Consider the following 18460-nt stretch of genomic DNA (forward strand, 5'->3'; position numbering starts at 1 on the left):
AGACTGGGATTAAAACAGGAAGTACCCAATGACTAAAACCGTTCCGTCCGTATCAGTCTCTTATGCCCGCAACGGTAGCTCTACCAAATCCAATGAGCTGGGTATGCGGCCAATGCAAGAGCGTGCCTTTGAGCGGCGCGGAGAGCAGTATCTGCTGATTAAATCGCCACCTGCATCCGGCAAGAGCCGAGCATTAATGTTCATAGCTCTGGATAAGCTGCACAACCAGAGTCTGAAGCAAGCGATCATCGTAGTACCGGAGAAATCCATCGGTTCCAGCTTTGCCGATGAACCCTTGAGTGATTTTGGCTTTTGGGCAGACTGGCATGTGGAGCCGAAGTGGAACCTGTGCAATGCACCGGGCTCTGATAATGGTGGCAAGGTGAAGTCGGTAGGTGCCTTTTTGGCCAGTGACGATAGGGTGCTGGTGTGTACCCATGCCACATTCCGTTTTGCGGTGGATCAATTGGGTATCGAGGCGTTTGATGATCGACTGATTGCCGTGGATGAATTCCACCACGTTTCCGCTAATCCAGATAACAGGCTGGGGTCGCAGCTGGGGCAGTTCATAGCCAGGGATAAAGTCCACATTGTTGCCATGACAGGCTCGTACTTCCGGGGTGACGCGGAGGCAGTTCTGGCTCCCACCGATGAATCCCGCTTTGATACGGTGACCTACACCTACTATGAACAGTTGAACGGTTACGAGTATCTGAAACAGCTTGATATTGGCTATTTCTTTTATTCTGGCTCCTATGCGGACAGCATTCTGGAGGTCTTGGACCCGAACGAGAAGACGATCGTCCACATACCGAATGTAAACTCCCGTGAGAGCACCAAAGACAAGATCCGGGAAGTTGAGCACATAATTGAGGAACTGGGCGACTGGCAGGGTACTGATCCTGAAACCGGGTTTCAGTTAGTCAAAACCTCGAGTGGCAAAGTGCTGCGTATAGCGGACCTGGTCGATGACGATGCCTCCAAGCGTGACCGAGTATCTGCTGCGCTGAAAGATTCTGCCCAGAAGAATAACCGTGATCATGTAGACATCATCATTGCTCTGGGTATGGCCAAAGAAGGCTTTGACTGGATTTGGTGTGAGCACGCTTTAACCGTGGGTTACCGCTCGAGCCTGACTGAGATTGTGCAAATCATTGGCCGTTCTACCCGGGATGCACCAGGCAAAACCCGCGCACGTTTTACAAATCTCATTGCAGAGCCGGACGCCTCAGAGCAGGCAGTAACGGAGGCGGTAAACGACACGCTTAAGGCCATAGCGGCCAGTTTGCTGATGGAGCAGGTACTGGCTCCTCGCTTCGAGTTCAAGCCTAAAGCAACGGCCATCGGTCCGGTTGAGGGCTATGACTACGGTGAGGACGGCTACGATCCCAATAAGTGCAACGTAGGGATCAACGAAGAGTCTGGTCAGTTCCAGATAGAGATAAAGGGCTTGGCCGAGCCAAAGAGCGAAGAGGCGTCCCGAATCTGCACGGAAGACTTGAACGAGGTGATCGCAAGTTTCGTTCAGGACAAGAGCACGATTGAGCGGGGTTTGTTCGATGAGGAGATGATCCCGGAAGAGCTTACCCAGGTCAGCATGGGCAAGATCATTAAAGACCGGTATCCGGAACTCGATGAACACGATCAAGAGGCTGTGCGACAGCATGCTATTGCTGCGTTGAATATGACCCAGCAAGCCAAGCAGGCGCTACTTGAAACCGTTGGTGGCAACGAAGGTGAAGGAGCAGGGGGCGGTGGTGAGTCGAGCACCAAGCCGAATACCGCACTGATAGCGGGTGTACGGAAGTTCGCTATGGACGTGACCGAGTTGGATATCGACCTGATCGACCGGATTAACCCATTCAGTGAAGCCTATGCCATTCTGGCCAAGACCATGAGTGAGGACAGTCTTAAACAGATTGCTTCTATCATCTCGGCCAAACGCACAACCCTGTCTCCGGACGAGGCAAAAGAGCTGGCGATCCGCGCGGTGAAATTTAAGCGAGAGCGAGGCCGCCCGCCCTCCAATACCTCTCAGGATGCTTGGGAGAGGCGAATGGCCGAGGGTGCTGCTGCGTTCATGAGATATCGAGAAGAGGGCCGTTACGATGGATCTTGATGAGCTCAGTGCAGAGTTACAGGACTTTGCCCAACCAAAGAAAGAAAAAAGCCGCAGTGCCCGGGAAGAGCGGATCATCGCAGGCTTTGAAGAGATCCAGCGATTTGTCGAAGAGCATGGTCGCATTCCACGGCATGGCGAAGATAATGACATCTTCGAACGCCTGTACGCCGTGCGGCTCGACCGGATTCGTTCGCTGGAGGAGTGTCGTGATCTAGTGGCTGACCTCGATTATCAGAGGCTGTTGGACGGTAAGGCAGCTGTTCAGAATGAGATTGCCGAAGAAATGGATGATGAGGAACTGCTGGCAGAGCTTAGCGATATGGCGCCAGCCGGCGAACTTACCGAGTTGCGCCACGTTCGTTCTACCGCAGAGAAACGGGCGGTAGAAGATATTGCCAATCGTACTAAGTGCGAGGACTTTGACCTGTTCAGGCCTTTGTTCCAACAGGTGGAGGCAGAACTTAAAGCCGGGATTCGTGAAACCCGTCGATTCGGACAAGATGCCAGTATCGAACAGGGCAATTTCTTCATCCTAAACGGCCAAATGGTTTACGTTGCAGAAGTGGGTGAGGTGTTCAAGGCGCCTAATGGTGACAACGATGCCAGGTTGCGGGTGATTTACTCGAATGAAACAGAAAGCGACATCCTGCTCCGGTCCTTGCAGCGCGCCCTATACAAAGATGAAACCGGTCGCCGGATTACCGAGCATGATGCAGGGCCCTTGTTCCGGGATACTTGGGATGACGATGATGTAGAAAGCGGGACCATCTACGTGCTTCGGAGCAAGTCACAGAATCCCTTCGTAGCCGAGCACCGGGAGCTGATCCATAAGATCGGAGTAACCGGTGGGAAGGTGGAAGCACGCATCGCCAACGCCGAGCATGATGCCACCTATCTGTTGGCAGAGGTGGAAATCGTGGCCACATACAAACTGGCCGGAATTAACCGAACCAAACTGGAAGCGTTGCTTCATCGCATCTTTGCGCCTGCCCAGTTGGATCTGGAGATTAAAGACCGATTTGGTCACCCTGTTAAGCCCAGGGAATGGTTCCTGGTACCGCTGACGGTGGTTGATGAAGCGGTTAACAGAATTCGAGACGGATCTATTACTCGGGTGGATTATGATCCGGAGTCCGCCAGACTTGTTGAGAATAATTGATGTCAGAGGCGCCTAATGATCTGTAAGGGCCTTGGCCAGTAACCTCTTCCCCCGATGATGCGCGGCACGTCGCTCCGCTGTCTCATCGGGGGAGAGAGGCGATCAGGCCAGGGGGCGGGGCAGGGTTTTGCATAAGTTTTGCTTTTATTTTGTTTGGCCCAAAAACGAAAAAGGCAGTCACCCGTAAGTGACTGCCTTTCTTGAGGTATTTGGTCGGGACGGCAGGATTTGAACCTGCGACCACCTGCACCCCATACAGGTGCGCTACCAGGCTGCGCTACGCCCCGAGACGCTTCCAGACTCTGAGCAGAAAGCCAAGCTTTCTGTGAGCTGGTGCCAGGAAGTTTTTGACAACTCCCAATGGCTTAGCGGGAGCGAATACTACACTAGCCATTTTGAAAAAGAAACAGGTTTTGTAGCAATTGATGCGGCAATCGGCCGATGGCCGGCCTGGTGGTTAACATGTCGCCAGAAAGACCCGCCAAAAAACGGGGTTAATCATTAGTGGTGTAATCAGTCTGCCATGGGTGAGCGCCTACTCTGGCTCTCCCTGGAGTCCTTTTCTGGTTCGATTGCCGTTTTTCTCTGTTCAATATTCGATCGTTTTGTCCCCGTTGAGTAAGGGTTTTAGCGCTTCGGGCTCAGCGCAGGAAATTGAACTACGCTTAGAACTAAGGGATAGCGCGTATGGAGCCTTTTGATATTTTGACGTCAAAAGAATAAAATCCGCCGCGTTACAACTTTGTAAATCATGGACTCGCCGGAGTCCCTGAATTACTCCTGGATCGCCTCTGCCGCGCAGGGCGTCTGCCATCGGGTTTGAGCGGGAGGCTCCGCACCCGGACCAGTCGGCGTTTTGCTGGCTGGTTGAGACGCTTCAGGAGTTGTTTATGGGCTCCCAAGTCGACACAAACACGAAATAGGAGACTCCATTCGTGGGAGACGTAGTCAAAGACGAGTACCAAACCGACTACGTGGTAGGTCAGGACAACATCAATCCTTTGGGTCTTGACCTCCACGCACCGGTTTTCCCGATCGCAGCCGTTCTGGTTGTGCTGTTCGTGGTGGGCACCCTGATCTTCCCGGCCGAATCCAAGGAATTGCTGGATGGCGCCAAGTGGGGGGCCATCAATACCTTCGACTGGTTCTTTCTGATCAGTGCGAACATCTTTGTTGTGGTCTGTCTGGCCCTGATCTTCATGCCGGTGGGTAAGATCCGCCTGGGCGGTCAGGATGCCAAGCCGGAATTCTCGACCATGTCGTGGTTTGCCATGCTGTTTGCTGCAGGTATGGGCATTGGTTTGATGTTCTGGGCTGTTGCCGAGCCGGTGGCCTATTACACCGACTGGTACGGCACGCCGCTGGGTGCAGAGGCCAACAGCGAAGAGGGTGCGCGGATGGCCATGGGTGCCACCATGTACCACTGGGGTCTGCATCCCTGGGCGATCTACGCGATCGTGGCGTTGTCACTGGCGTTCTTTGCCTTTAACAAGGGCATGCCGCTGACGATCCGCTCCGCGTTCTTCCCGCTGCTGCGTGATCGCGTCTGGGGCTGGCCGGGTCACCTGATTGATATCCTGGCTGTGCTGGCCACCATTTTCGGCCTGGCCACGTCTCTGGGCTTCGGTGCTCAACAGGCGGCCTCCGGTATGGATTACCTGTTCGGTATCTCCAGCGGTATCGGCGTGCAGATGACCATCATTACCGGGGTAACACTGGTGGCGCTGCTGTCGGTGCTGCGTGGCCTGGACGGTGGTGTGAAGGTGCTCAGTAACATCAACATGGGCCTGGCAGCCTTGTTGCTGTTCTTCATCATCTTCGCCGGTCCGACCATGACCATCATCGAGACGCTGTGGGTGACGTCGTCCACGTATGTGGCGAACATCATGCCGCTGAGTAATCCGTTCGGTCGTGAAGATGAGACCTGGTTCCATGGCTGGACCGTATTCTACTGGGCCTGGTGGATTTCCTGGTCACCGTTCGTTGGCATGTTCATCGCCCGGGTGTCCAAGGGTCGTACCGTTCGCGAATTCGTGACCGCGGTGCTGATCATCCCGACGGTGATTACTGTGTTCTGGATGAGTGCCTTCGGTGGCAGCGCCCTGGATCAGATCCAGAACGGTATCGGTTCGCTGGCAGCCAACGGCCTGACGGAAGTGCCGCTGGCCATGTTCCAGATGCTGGAGAACCTGCCGCTGACCGCGATCACCTCCTTCATCGGTATTGTGCTGGTACTGGTGTTCTTCGTGACCTCGTCTGACTCCGGTTCGCTGGTCATCGACAGCATCACCGCTGGCGGCAAGACCGACGCACCGACGGCCCAGCGCGTGTTTTGGGTCATCATGGAAGGTGCCATTGCAGCGGCTCTGATCTTCGGCGGCGGTGCAGATGCCCTCGGGGCTATCCAGGCAACCGCCATTACCGCAGGCCTGCCGTTTACGCTGATCCTCCTGGCGATGACCTGGGGGCTGCTGAAAGGGCTGACGCACGAGCGCAAGCTGCTGGCCTCACAAGGCAAGCTGTAAGCGACCCGAGCTAAAAAAACCCGGACATTGTCCGGGTTTTTTCATGCCCAGAGAACTGCCGGTTTCAATTTTTCGGTCTGGCTAGCAGTCCTAAGGGGAGGGCGGCAGTCGTAGGCAGGCCTCGGCGAATGCCTCCGTGTCGCCGAGGTTCGCTGCGATCAGGTCGTCGGTGGCACCGTGCACGCCGGAATAGATCAGCAGCGCCACGATGCGGGGCTGCGGATGGTGTCGCAGTTCGTTGCAACGCTGTGTGTGTCGGCCCTGTTCGGGCGGCTTAATCGATCGCTGCCACTGCAAGGGCTGATGGTCGCCGGTTATGCGCTGTTGGCGCTGGGGTTGCTGCTGTTGACCCAGGTGTCGGTGCATACGCCTTACTGGATTGTGGGCTCGTGCTTTGCCCTGCTGGGGTGTGGGGCGGGTCTGGCGGTGCCGGCAACGAGCATCGTGATCATGGGTATGGCGCCTGCTGAGCAGGCGGGGGCGGCGTCGGCTACTACGCCAGACCGGGATGATCGTTGGCATTGCGCTGCTTGGCACCCTGATGACTGAGCGGGCAGTCTCGCTGTTCACTCAGGCAGCTGAGGCTCTGGGGCTGACTGGCGCCGGTGAGATGGCGCGGGACGCCGTTGCCCGGCAGGTGGTGCCCGATGCTCCAGTTGCCCTGGAGAGCGTGCTGAGGGCAGCTATGGCCGGTGGCTTCCAGTTGGCCATGGCAGTGGCTGGGCTGGCGTGCGTGACGGCCATGGTATTGGTGATCTGGTCGCCGGCCAGGGCCGCCGACGACCCGGCGGAGGTGTTGTCCTGAGACCGGTCTGCCTGCAGGCTCTGCGGTCTCACGCCTGTTGGACAGGCTGGGCGAAAGTCTCCATGGCAAAGGCGACCCGGCCTTCGGGTGTAAAGTGCGGTCGCTTCAGGCGCTCCACGGCTTTCAGGCGGGTCAGCAGGCCGCGACCGTTGGCCATCTGGATGGCGAGGCCCGGGCGGGCATTGAGTTCCAGCAATAGCGGCCCTTTCTGGGCATCCACCACCAAGTCGACCCCCATGTAGCCAAGGTTGGTGGCCTCGTAACAGCGGGACGCCATCAACAGCATCTGTTGCCAGTCTTCGATGGCGATGTTGGCGAGATTGAGGCCGGTGTCCGGGTGCAGGTGGATGGCCTTGTTGAACTGCACCGCATTGAGGCTGTGGCCGGTGCCGATATCCAGGCCGACGCCGACCGCGCCCTGGTGGAGGTTGGCTTTGCCATCGGAATCCCGGGTGGCTAAGCGCAGCATCGCCATCACCGGGTAGCCCTGGAACACCACGATGCGGATGTCCGGCACGCCCTGAAAGGAGTAGTCCGCCAGACTGGCGGACGGCTGCACCAGGTCTTCGACAATCGCCACATCCGGGGTGCCCCCAAGAGAGTAGAGCCCGGCGAGGATGTTGGACAGGTGCCGCTCCAGCGTGGCCAGGGTGACCTTGGCGCCGGAGGCCTTGACGTACTGATCGCCGTCGCGCCGGGTGATCACGGTAATACCCTTGCCGCCGGACCCCTTGGCTGGCTTGATGGCAAAGCCGTCCAGCTCATCCACCAGTTCCCGGAAATGGGAGATCTCATGTTGCTGGCGTACGACCTGCAGCAGCTGGGGGGTGCTCACGTCGTACTCGGTGGCAATCAGCTTGGTCTTGAGCTTGTTGTCCACCAGCGGGTAGGAGGCGCGGTCGTTGTAGCGCCCAATGTAGTCCACGTTGCGCCGGTTCATGCTGAGCATGCCGGCGCGTTGCAGGCGAAACGGTGAGATCCAGCTCATGGCTCATAGGCCTTCATGGGATGGAAGCGCCTGAGTTCGCTGAGTTTGTAGCCGGTGTACTGTCCCAGCAGCAGGATCAGGCCCAATACCACCAGGTGCAGTTCCGGGAAATTGAAGGTGAGATGGCTTGCCAGCGGTGCGCTCATGGCCAGGTAGGCCACCACCGCAACGAACAGCGAGCCGAAGCCCTGGATCAGAACTTCCCGTGCGCCTTCTTCCTCCCAGAGGATGGACATCCGCTCGATGGTCCAGGCCAGGATGATCATCGGGAAGAAGGTCACCGTCATGCCGGTGTTGAAGCCCATCTGGTAGCCCACGATGCTGATCCCGGTGGTGATGAAGATCACCAGGATGATCAGCGCCGATATTCGCGATACCAGCAGCAGGTTGAGGGCGGACAGATAGCCCCGCATCAGCAGGCCGAGGCACACCACCGCTATGAACGCGATCAGCCCCGGCACGAGGGAGGTCTGCACAAAGGCGACGGCGATCAGGACCGGCATGAAGGTGCCCGAGGTGCGGATGCCGATGACAATCCGCATAAACGCGACCACCAGGGCGCCAATGGGCAGCAACAGCAACATCCGAAACATGCTCTGTTCTTCGATGGGCAGCTGGTAGAGGCTGAGGAAGCCGAGACCGTTGTCGTTTGCCTCGACCCTGGCCAGTTGCAGGGCGGGCACGGTCTGGCGCAGCATCGAGAAGGTGACCTGGGAGTCGCTGCCGCCCATCACGTCCAGCAGGGAGACCGCTGTCTGGCGCCACAGCACTATGTGTTCAGGCAGGCCCTGGGCGCCGGTGTAGGGGTTGAACGTCAGCCAGCGTTCGCCATTGTAGATCTGCAGGAACGGCTTGAGGGTCTGGCGCCGGCGGGCATCCTCCAGTTGCAGACCGTCGGCGATGCGGGCGGGAATGCCGGCGTGATTGAGCATGCGCTCAAGCAGGCTGACGTAATTGGTACCAGAGGTGAGCAGGGTGGTGTTCTGCTCCGGCGTCTCTGGCTGCATCAGCTTGATCAGCTCGCGGGTGAGACTCTCCGGGTTGGACGACTTGCTGCGGGCCTGTTGCAGTACTTCCCGGACCGCCGTGGCCTGGGGCTCTTCCCAGAACACCGGTTTGGCCACAGGTGCCGGCCCGCCGGGGGTGTCATCGCCAACGGTGTCGGGGATCAGTTGGGCCTTGAAGTAGAGCGTCTGTGGCCCTTCGGCGAAGCGTTTGGACCATTCGGCCCGGCGATTGCCGTCATGCTCAACGATTGAGAAACCGTAGCCGGGAGACGCGGCCTGTTCCGACAGCAGCAGGAAACCGGGGGGCTGGTCCGGAATGTTCAGGCTCGCCAGCACGGGTTCCTGCTGGGCCTGGAAATCAACTCGGGCTTCCACCAGCCAAACCGGACGCTGTTCGCCGGGAAGCCACGGAATGCCCAACTCCACATGACGCAAAACCGCCAGAGCAAGTCCGGCGGTGATCAGTACAAACAGGGCAAAGTAAAAGGGCGCGCGGGAGGTCAAGACGGGTCATCCTCGCCATTGGTCAGGGATGTCGGCAGTTCGGTGGCGAATTCCTTGCCCACGTCGATCAGCATAACGTCGCGAAGGATGTTACGGCCGATCAGCACGGTGTGGCTCATGTGTTCACGGTTGGACAGGGTGAACTCCGCCTTTTGGCGATGATTGCCGATGGCAAACTGCAGCTCCACCACCGGGCGGCGTTCGTAATCCTCCTCATTGGACTGGATGATTCGAACGTTCCGGGCGATCTCCCGCTCGAGCGTGTACAGCTCGCCGTCCTGCTCCGGGTTTGGAATGTCGAAGCGTACCCAGTTCTGGCCATCGCGTTCGAAACGCTGGATATTGCGGGCGTCTACTGATGACGTTTCGGCACCGCTGTCGATGCGAGCGGTGAAGGTGAACTGGGGGCCGATCAACAGAAATTTCTCACGCTCACCCACCACAAGCTTGCCGGCCAGTCGGTTGGTATAACCCTCTCGCTCGGCGGTTACCGCAGACTGGTCCGGATGGCAGGCGGCGGGCTTGGGCGGCGGCGGACACACCGGTGGCTTGACCCGTTCGTCGATGGCGGCAAGCACGGTGTCGGTCGCCAGGCGGTTCTGGCGAAGCAGGGTGTCGTGTTGCTGGGCGGAAGACATCAGCAGCGTCTGCAAACCGATCTTTTGCGCTTGCAGGGTGGTGTCCAGGTCCCGGATATCGTTGTTGGACACCAAGTAATAGCGATCGTTGGCGCAACCTGCCAGTGTCATGGCGGCCAGCAGACAGGCCACCGATGCCTTGCCCGGGAAAATGCGAGCGTCCATTCAAAACCTCTGAATTCGCAGCTGGCCGATGTGTCTGGGCTCGATCCCGCTGTCGTCATGCATGCGTGGGCCGGATAGCCATTTTTCGGGGCTCCGGTCGTTTGCCGCGGAGTATACCTCAGCTACGGAGCCTGTTGTTTTACGGATGGTTAAGGTGAAAGCCGCATCGATTTGGGTCACCGTTGCCGGCGCAAATCGGGGCGTCAGCGATCGTCGTCACGGTCGTTGCGGACCAGAAAGTGGTCGTCGCCCAGAATGTCGCCAGACCGGAGATAATCCTGGATCACCGGCGAGCAGTTGAGGTAGAACAGCAACAACTCCCGTTGCACGTCCTGATCCTGGATTCGGGCCGCGTAACGTATCAGCTGACGAATGGCGTCATCGCCCTGTGGTTCCTGGTCCAGGTTATAGCGGTCCTTCAGCAGCCTGGTGAGCCGGTCGAGGTGGAACTCGCCGGTGTGCGTCAGGTGTGGCAGTAACCGTACCTTGGTTGCCTTGTCAGAATGCTTGGCCGACAGGGCTGGGTGTCCCAGTGTCTTGCGCCAGAGTTCTTTGAGCATCCCCGATCCCGTTGTCCTGATGTGTCGACGTCTCGTCAATCCATGACGAAAAGCCTATTTCAATGTCTAGCCCATACTGTAGGCAGCGTCCAACCCGGCGCGGATCAAGTCAACCGCTTTCCCGTTCAAGTCGTTGAATCTGCGACCTGTGCCCTGAGGTAGTCAGACGAAGCGCACAGTTCCCGGGAATTGTCCCCTGCTAGAAAGGGATACGTTAGACTGTCGCGATAGGATCTTCCTCGCCGGAGTCCCCTTGGTTTGTTTTCTGTTCAGTGAAGAGGTTTGTGCAAGTGTCTGAAATGTTGCAGTCGTTCCTGGCATCCCCGGGCTGGGTCTGGTCCACTCTGGCGATCCTGGCGGGGCTGTCATTGCTATTGGCCGTCACCGCGCTGCGACAGAAAAAAGCATTGGCAGCGCTGAGCCGGGAGTATGACCAATACCGGCAGCAGGTCACCGAGCTTGAGCATGCCCTGGCGCTGGAACGCCAGCGTGAGGAACAGCTGGAAGTCCGCTGTGACGCCCTGGCTGACGACTGTGAACAGCAACGTCAGACACTCGATCAGGCCCGCCGCCAGGCGATGGCCCTGGAGAACCGTCTGGCGGCGGCGGATGCTGAAAGCCGGGCAGCCGGCGATCGCCTGACGCAGCTGCTGCAAGAGCGTGATGAGCAGGCCCGGCGGCTGGAGCAGACCGGTCGCGATCTCCAGGACGCGCGGGTGCAGTTGCGTGAGAATGAGGTGGTCATTGAGCGCGAGCGACGTGCGGCCCAGGAGAAGCTGGAACTGCTGGAGCGGAACCGGGATGCCCTCAAGCAGGAATTCGAGAACCTGGCCAATCGCATCTTCGAGCAGAAGAATGAGCGTTTCAGTGAGCAGACCCGCAGTAACCTCGACACCCTGCTGAACCCCTTCCGGGACCAGCTACAGGATTTCCGCAAGCGGGTGGAAGACGTTTACACCACCGAAACCAAGGATCGCCAGGCGTTGCGGAGCGAGATCAAGTCGCTGCAGGAGCTGAACCGCCAGATTACCGAGGAAGCGGCCAACCTGACCCGGGCCCTCAAGGGCGACAAGAAAATTCAGGGCAACTGGGGGGAGCTGATCCTTGAGCGGGTGCTGGAGCGTTCCGGTCTGCGCAAGGGCATAGAGTACGAGACCCAGGGCAGCTACCGGGATGAGCATGGCAACCTGTTGCGTCCGGACGTCATCGTACATTTGCCGGACAGCCGCAACCTGGTGGTGGATTCCAAGGTCTCGCTGGTGGCCTATCAGCAATGGATCAGTGAGGACGAGGATGAGCCCCGGGCCGCCGCACTCAAAGCCCACTGTGAGGCGGTGCGGAACCACATTCGCGGCCTCAGTGAGAAGGATTACAGCCAGCTCAACGGCCTGCATTCCCCCGACTTTGTGCTGCTGTTCATGCCTATTGAACCGGCGTTTGTGGCGGCCTTCCAGGAGGACGAAAACCTCTTTGCCGAGGCCTTTGAGCGCAAGATTATTGTGGTGACCCCGACCACCCTGTTGGCGACACTGCGCACCATTGAGAACATCTGGCGCTATGAGCGGCAAAGCCAGAACGCGCGGCGGATTGCGGACCGCGCCAGCTCGGTTTACGACAAGCTGCGGGTGTTTGTGGAATCGATGGAAAAGCTCGGCACCCAGTTGCAGACGGTTCAGGGCACCTATGATGGCGCCATGAACACGCTGACCCGGGGGCGCGGCAATCTGGTGTCCCAGGCCACCCGTTTTGTTGATCTTGGGGTTCGTGTTAAAAAAGAGTTACCGAAATCCATTCTTGACCAGGCGGAACTGGCCACGGACGAGGAGGATGGCACAGGGACGGAGCTGGCTGGACAGCCTGCCGTTGACGACGGCGACGGGGCAGTGACCTCGGCGGCGATCAGTGAGAAGTGATTTCAGGAATTCAGTGAGGAACGCGGTATGGCAGCAATTCAATCAATCGCACGGGTTTTCTTCCGTCCGGCCCGGGTGGTGATGGCGGTAGCCGCCATGACAGCGGCGTCCGGCGTCCAGGCGCTGGCACCGGAGCATGAAGTGCGGCGGCTGATGCTGGCCACTGAGGCTGCGGTGGCGGACGAACGTTGGGGCGACGCTGGCGAGTATCTCAATCGGCTGCAGGTGCTTCAGGCTAACAAGCCGCCGGCTTACATGTTCTATCGCGGCCAGGTGATGCTGGAAGGTGGCCATTTCAACGAGGCTCGCTCCGCGCTGGAGCAGTATGTGTCGTCCGCCGGGAATGACGGTGCCTACTACGACAAGGCCCTGGAGATGATCACCCGTATCGAACGCCAGCAGCGCAGCAATGGTAACGGTGTCAACGGTCAGCCTGCGGATGGCGAGCCGGTGGCAGTGATTGAGCCGGCCGCTGAAGAAACGGTGGACTCCCTGCGCAAGCTGTATCTTGCCGATTCGGACACCGGCGCCCTGGCGATGCATCTGAACAGTCTGCTGGCGCTGAATGGCTGGCGGGACGATCACCGCATCGTGCGTGCGGACCGGCCGGCGGATATCGAGTACCGGGTATCGGTGGGCGATGGCCAGATCCGCATCCAGGAGTCCCGTCTGGCCGACGCGGGAGACCGTCGTCAGGTGTCCACTGAGGTGTTGCCCGTCTATGGCGTCAGCCCGCTGGTACGCTGGGACTGCGAGCCACTGAACAAAGCCTGCTGGATCTATGATCCAAGGGACGGCGCGCGTCTGATGCAACTGGGCACCGATCGGGATCACGCCCGCAGCGCCGCCCAGACCCTGGGACGGTTGATCAGGACGATGCAGAATCCGGCTTGAGGCCGGCGTCCCGTTCACCTTCCCGATAGGCACCGGGGGTTACCCCGGTCCATTTCTTGAACGCCCGATGAAAGGTCGACGGTTCGGTGAACCCGACCCGGTGGGCGATGTCGTTGATGGGCAGGTCTTCCCGGCTTAGCAGGTAGATCGCCAGGTCCCGCCGCAACAGATCCTTGATCTCCTGAAACGACGTGTTCTCCTGCTTGAGCCGTCGCCGCAGGGTCTGCGGGCTGGTGTGCAGCTCTGCGGCAATCCACTCGAAGTCCGGTAACGGTTGCGACAGATCGCGGCCAATCAGCGCCCGGATCTGGCCGGTATAGGTGTTGCTCTCATCCGGTCGCGACAGCAGGTCCGCAGGGGAGGTCTTGAGGAACTGGTGCATCTCGGGCCGGTCGCGGATCACCGGTGCCGCCAGAAAGCGCGCGTCAAAGCTGAGGCTGATGTCGGCTGCCTCGAACGCCAGCGGGCAATGAAAGATGTGCCGGTACTCGTCGCCATGGGGCGGTCGCGGGTAGTCGAAGGTTGCGCCGGTCAGTTCCACTGGCTGGCCGATCAGCCAGCTCCCCAGCCGATGCCAGATGACCAGCAGGCTTTCCCGCAGGAAACAGGTTGGATCGTCAATATCCCCCTCAATCACCGCCACCAGCCGTGCCTGGTCTCCGGTCTGTTCCAGCCGCATACAGATGGTGGGGTCAAACAGCCTGGAGAACTGGTACGCCCGTTCGAATACCTCACCCAGGGTCGGGCTGTCGATCACCAGTGCGCACATGGTGGCGAAGGTGCCGGGCCGGCAGCGCCGTGACCCCATGCCCATGAACTCGTCGGCCATCTCTCCCCAGATAACCTGCATCAGCCGGCTGTACTGCTGGCTGTTGACCCGGGCTTTCTCGATGCGGAGCAGCTCCGGGGCAATGCCTGCCCGGCGCAGCATGGCGTCGGTATCGTAGCCCTGCCTCCGGGCTCCACTCAGGGCGGCCTCAACAAAATGTCGGGAGACGGTCAACTCAGTCATGATGGGGTTCCCTGCGGGTCCGGCCGGGCGTCGGCCGATGTCCGTAACGCGTTGGTTGGTCGGCGATCATCTTAAGTGGGCAGGCGATCATTGCAAGTGTTGTGGCAACGCCCATGCTCATCATGCTGGTAGAAATGGCCAATTGGAATGATGCAAGCGGCGGTTGGCCTGAGCGGGAAATCCCGGCAGCATCACCAACAGACAGGACAACAACAAGGAGATGCCATGACCGGTCCACTGAATCATCTGAAAGTGCTGGATTTCAGTACCCTGCTGCCAGGGCCCTACGCCACCATGATGCTTGCCGATATGGGGGCCGATGTACTTCGGGTGGAAGCTCCGGACCGGCTCGATCTGACCCGGGTGATGCCTCCTCATGATGGGGGTGTCAGCACCGCTCACACCTACCTTAACCGGGGCAAGCGTTCGGTGGGGCTGAACCTGAAAGCACCGGGCAGCGTGGAGCGCATCAAGGCCCTGGTGGCGGATTACGACATTGTGGTGGAGCAGTTCCGGCCAGGGGTGATGGACCGGTTGGGACTCGGCTATGAGGCACTGAAAGCGGTCAACCCGAAGCTGATCTACTGCGCCATTACCGGCTATGGCCAGACCGGTCCCTACCGCGATCGCGCCGGCCATGACATCAACTACCTCGCCCTCGCCGGCGTCAGCAGCCACAGCGGGCGTCAGGACGCCGGACCGCCGCCGCTGGGTATCCAGGTTGCCGATGTGGCCGGCGGTTCCCACCACGCCGTGATGGGGATTCTGGCGGCGGTGGTGCACCGCCAGCAGACCGGCGAAGGCCAGTTCATCGACATCAGCATGACCGACGCCGCCTTTGCCCTTAACGCCATGGCCGGAGCGGCCAGCCTCGCTGGCGGTGCTGAACAGCGGCCAGAGGGCGGTCTGCTCAATGGAGGCAGCTTCTACGACTACTATCGTACTGCGGATGACCGCTGGATCTCGGTGGGCAGTCTGGAGCCGCAGTTCTGCGCCCGTCTGTGCGAGGTGATTGGCCAGCCCGAGCTGAAGAGCCTGGGGCTGAGCCAAAACCCGACACATCAACAGCAGCTCAAATCCGCACTGCGGGAGGCGTTTTCCGGTCGGTCTCTGGCTGAGTGGGAACAGATCTTTGCGGACCAGGACGCCTGCGTGGAGCCGGTCCTGACCATCTCGGAGGCGGCTGAGCATCCGCAGCTTCAGGCCCGGGGTATGGTGATCGATGTGGCCCGGCCGGACGGTGGTGTCCAACGGCAGTTGGGGCATCCGATCAAGTTCAGCGCAACGCCTTGTCAGAGCCGTTATATCGGACGCACCCTGGGGGCGGACAACCCGTCGGTGTGGCCGTCGGAGGGTGATGATTCAGGGGCTGGCTGATCAAGGTGTAGTCAGACGTGACAATGGGTTTCGACTCTGTGGTGGCTTTTGGTACATTGCAATGACACGGCCCTGGTTTCCCGAATAGGAGAACCGGGGCCGTGTCCACAATAACGATAAGGAAACCATCATGAAGTACAAATATAAAACCACCCAGGACGGTCGCCAGCGTCCCACGGTCCGCCTGTTGGCTGCGGCCATTGGCACGGTCATGCTGGCAGGTTGTTTTGATGGCGACAGCGACTCTTCCGGAGACAAGAGCACGGTCGACAAGGGCCCGCTGCTTCCGTCCAACGGCCAGTACCAGGCTGATATTCGTCGAACTACCAATGGGGTACCACACATCCGCGCCAATGACCTGGCGTCCGCCGCATTTGGACATGGCTATGTCCAGGCGCAGGATAACGTCTGTTTGCTGGCTGAGGCGGTCGTCAAGGCCCGCAGTGAGCGTGCCAAGTACTTCGGCCCCGGCCCGGACAACATCAATATCATCAATGATTTCAGCTTCAAGGCCCAGAAGATCCTCAGTGGCGCTGAAGCGGAGTACCCAACGCTGAGCGATGAGAGCAAGGCGATGGTGGAGGGCTTTACCGCCGGCTACAACAAGTACGTCAGCGATACCGATCCTTCCGACCTGCCGGCCGAGTGTCGCGACCAGCCCTGGGTGAAAGAGATCGCGCCAACCGACCTGCTCGCCCATTACCGCATCGTTGGCCAGTACGCCAGTGGTGCGCTGTTCTCCACCGGCGCCGTGTTCCTCGCGATTCCCGGTGAAGATCCGGCTGCAGCACAGCCGACCCCGGTCATGGCCGCCAAGAGCGATACGGCGTTGCCGGATGTCTCTGCCAGCGCCCGGGCTCTGGCGTCATCCCGAGACAATTATCAGGAAACCGGTCTCGCCAGTAACGCCTGGGGTGTCGGTGGCGATCTGACCGAGCAGGGGCGCGGCGCGCTGCTGGCCAACCCGCATTTCCCTTACACCGGCCATCGCCGGCTGTATCAGGTGCAGATGACGGTGCCTGACTACTTGCACATCAACGGTGCCGGACTGCTCGGTACGGCGCTACCGCTGATCAACTTCAACGATCGCCTGGCCTGGTCCCACACGGTGTCCACCAGCCGTCGTTTCACCATGTACGAGCTGACGCTCAAGCCGGGTGACAACCTCACCTACATCAAGGACGGTGAAGAGAAACCGATCACCTCCGAGACCTTCCAGATTGAAGTCAACACCGGTGGTCCCAACCCGGTGACGGTTGAGCGTACCTTCTACTTCTCCGAGTACGGCCCGATGCTGTCTGCCAACGCGGTCACCAGTGGCGGCCTGCCGAAGTGGGGGGAAGCCGGCACCGCGTACACCTACCGCGATGCCAACGAGAACACCAGTGGCCTGCTGGATACCTGGCTGGGCATGAGCCGTGCCAACAACCTGAACGAGTTTCAGGACGTGTTCCGCAACTGTGGCACCACGTTGTGGGTGAACTCGACCTACGCCGATGCTGACGGTAACGCGTTCTACATCGACAGCAGCTCTGCACCGCATCTCTCTGAAGAGGCGTTGGGCGTCATCGAGTTCAAGCGTGGGCTGAGTCCTGAGTACAATCAACTGTTCGATGCTGGCCTGACCCTGCTGGATGGCAGCACCTCACGGGATGACTGGGTCGAGGGCGAATGCGCCGGCCTGACCCCGTATGAGAAGAAGCCCAAGCTGGTCCGCAGTGACTGGGTCCAGAACTCCAACAGCAGTTACTGGTCCACCAACCCGGCTGCCTTCCTGACGGGTTATTCGCCGCTGTATGGCGCCGAGGAAGCGGAGATCAACCCGCGTACCCGTCTGGGCATCAAGATGCTGCAGAACCCTGCTGATCCGGGCTTCCCGGACGCGCCGGCGCCCGCCGGGCAGGACGGCAAGTTCAGTGCCCAGGAGCTGATCAGCGTGATCTGGAACAACCGGGCCTGGTATGCCGAGGCATTCCTGCCGGAACTGCGGGAACGGTGCACCATGATCGGTGCCACGCCGGTCAACGGTGTTGACCTGACGCCCTGGTGCGGACCGTTGCAGACCTGGGATGGTCTGTATGACCTGGACAGCGTCGGTGCCCATATCTTCCGGGTGTTCATTGGTAACTATCGCAATCAGTTTGACGCCGATCTGACCGTGGCCTTCGATCCGGCCAATCCGGTGTACACGCCGGCAGGCCCTTCTGCTGCCGGTAAAGGCACGGCCAACGACGCGATGTTGCAGGCACTGGCCACTGGGGTGCAGGCACTTGAGGCTCAGGGTATAGCGCCCGACGCCCAACTGGGCGCGGTGCAGTACTATCGTCCTTCCGGTGATGTGCCTCCGGGTGGCACACCGGTGTTCCAGTCCCAGCCGATTCCCTGGCATGGTGGCGACGGTAATGTGGACGGTGCCTTCAATGCCATTGGTGTGGTCACCGACAACGTGGCGGAAGATACCATCTTCCCACGCATTGCCCCGTCGACCATTGCCAATACCGCAGGTCTGTCAGACGGCACCGGCGGCGTGGATGGCTGGCTGATTGCCCGTGGCACCAGTTGGCACTTTGGTCTGGAGTTCACCGATAATGGCCCGCAGGCCTACGGTCTGGTGAGCTACTCCCAGTCGTCTGATCGTATGTCGGAGTTCTTCACTGATCAGGCTGAGCGGTATTCCAACAAGGATTTCCGCAAGCTGTATCTGGATGAATCCGAGATCGAGGCCAATGTGATCAGCCGCATGGAGGTCAGCGGCACCCGCTGATGGCTATTGCCGGCCCCTACCGGGCCG

Annotated in this window: 14 protein-coding genes and 1 tRNA gene; 9 read left to right on the forward strand and 6 right to left on the reverse strand. The window is 59.6% G+C overall.

The annotated features are described in order from the left end of the window. Positions 1-28 precede the first annotated feature (28 nt). Positions 29-2119: a DEAD/DEAH box helicase gene (locus J2887_RS07570; RefSeq protein WP_227175375.1), complete on the forward strand. Its 2091-nt coding sequence runs from the start codon at positions 29-31 to the stop codon at positions 2117-2119. Then, a complete protein-coding gene (locus tag J2887_RS07575) occupies positions 2109-3281 on the forward strand; it encodes a GIY-YIG nuclease family protein (RefSeq protein ID WP_227175376.1) in 1173 nt (390 codons plus the stop codon). Before J2887_RS07570 ends, J2887_RS07575 begins: the two co-directional genes overlap by 11 nt. 210 nt (positions 3282-3491) lie before the next feature. Here the strand turns inward: J2887_RS07575 and J2887_RS07580 are convergent. After that, positions 3492-3568 (reverse strand) — tRNA-Pro (locus J2887_RS07580). 648 nt (positions 3569-4216) lie between these two features. Between J2887_RS07580 and J2887_RS07585 the strand changes: the two genes are divergently transcribed. The 3 genes from J2887_RS07585 to J2887_RS07595 all read left to right on the forward strand — a co-directional run bounded on the left by J2887_RS07585 (position 4217) and on the right by J2887_RS07595 (position 6611). Next, positions 4217-5806, forward strand: a complete 1590-nt coding sequence (locus J2887_RS07585) for a BCCT family transporter (protein WP_227175377.1) — start codon at positions 4217-4219, stop codon at positions 5804-5806. Between the two features lie 177 nt (positions 5807-5983). Beyond that, on the forward strand, positions 5984-6355 hold the full coding sequence (locus J2887_RS07590; protein ID WP_227175378.1) for a hypothetical protein: 372 nt from the start codon (positions 5984-5986) through the stop codon (positions 6353-6355). After that, the gene (locus J2887_RS07595; protein WP_227175379.1) at positions 6348-6611 is read left to right on the forward strand and encodes a hypothetical protein; all 264 of its coding nucleotides are present in this window, start codon (positions 6348-6350) and stop codon (positions 6609-6611) included. The genes J2887_RS07590 and J2887_RS07595 overlap by 8 nt, the downstream gene beginning before the upstream one ends. A 28-nt stretch (positions 6612-6639) precedes the next feature. Here the strand turns inward: J2887_RS07595 and J2887_RS07600 are convergent, their stop codons facing one another. The 4 genes from J2887_RS07600 to J2887_RS07615 form a co-directional block, all read right to left on the reverse strand. Then, positions 6640-7599, reverse strand: coding sequence for an alpha-L-glutamate ligase-like protein (locus J2887_RS07600; protein ID WP_227175380.1), 960 nt, complete (start codon positions 7597-7599; stop codon positions 6640-6642). Then, entirely contained in the window at positions 7596-9110 is a 1515-nt protein-coding gene (locus J2887_RS07605) for an inactive transglutaminase family protein (protein WP_227175381.1), read from the reverse strand. Before J2887_RS07605 ends, J2887_RS07600 begins: the two co-directional genes overlap by 4 nt. Continuing rightward, positions 9107-9913 (reverse strand): ATP-dependent zinc protease, encoded by an 807-nt coding sequence (locus tag J2887_RS07610; protein ID WP_227175382.1) that lies wholly within the window; start codon positions 9911-9913, stop codon positions 9107-9109. Before J2887_RS07610 ends, J2887_RS07605 begins: the two co-directional genes overlap by 4 nt. Positions 9914-10116: 203 nt before the next feature. Further along, positions 10117-10473 (reverse strand): hypothetical protein, encoded by a 357-nt coding sequence (locus tag J2887_RS07615; RefSeq protein ID WP_227175383.1) that lies wholly within the window; start codon positions 10471-10473, stop codon positions 10117-10119. 299 nt (positions 10474-10772) lie between these two features. Here J2887_RS07615 and rmuC point away from each other — a divergent pair, with 299 nt between their 5' ends. Next, a complete protein-coding gene (gene rmuC, locus J2887_RS07620; protein WP_416381898.1) occupies positions 10773-12386 on the forward strand; it encodes a DNA recombination protein RmuC in 1614 nt (537 codons plus the stop codon). A gap of 27 nt (positions 12387-12413) precedes the next feature. Continuing rightward, positions 12414-13280: a hypothetical protein gene (locus J2887_RS07625; RefSeq protein ID WP_227175384.1), complete on the forward strand. Its 867-nt coding sequence runs from the start codon at positions 12414-12416 to the stop codon at positions 13278-13280. On the opposite strand, the gene J2887_RS07630 is transcribed toward J2887_RS07625, so the two are convergent. Further along, positions 13255-14292 carry an AraC family transcriptional regulator gene (locus tag J2887_RS07630; protein ID WP_227175385.1) on the reverse strand — a complete coding sequence of 346 codons (1038 nt, stop codon included), beginning with the start codon at positions 14290-14292 and terminating at the stop codon, positions 13255-13257. The genes J2887_RS07625 and J2887_RS07630 overlap by 26 nt on opposite strands. Before the next feature lie 225 nt (positions 14293-14517). Between J2887_RS07630 and J2887_RS07635 the strand changes: the two genes are divergently transcribed. Beyond that, entirely contained in the window at positions 14518-15669 is a 1152-nt protein-coding gene (locus J2887_RS07635) for a CaiB/BaiF CoA transferase family protein (protein WP_227175386.1), read from the forward strand. A 130-nt stretch (positions 15670-15799) separates the two neighbouring features. After that, complete coding sequence (locus J2887_RS07640) at positions 15800-18433, forward strand: penicillin acylase family protein (protein WP_227175387.1); 2634 nt, start codon at positions 15800-15802, stop codon at positions 18431-18433. The last annotated feature ends 27 nt before the right edge of the window (positions 18434-18460 follow it).

Source organism: Marinobacter sp. CA1 (assembly GCF_020546665.1).
Classification (GTDB): domain Bacteria; phylum Pseudomonadota; class Gammaproteobacteria; order Pseudomonadales; family Oleiphilaceae; genus Marinobacter; species Marinobacter xestospongiae.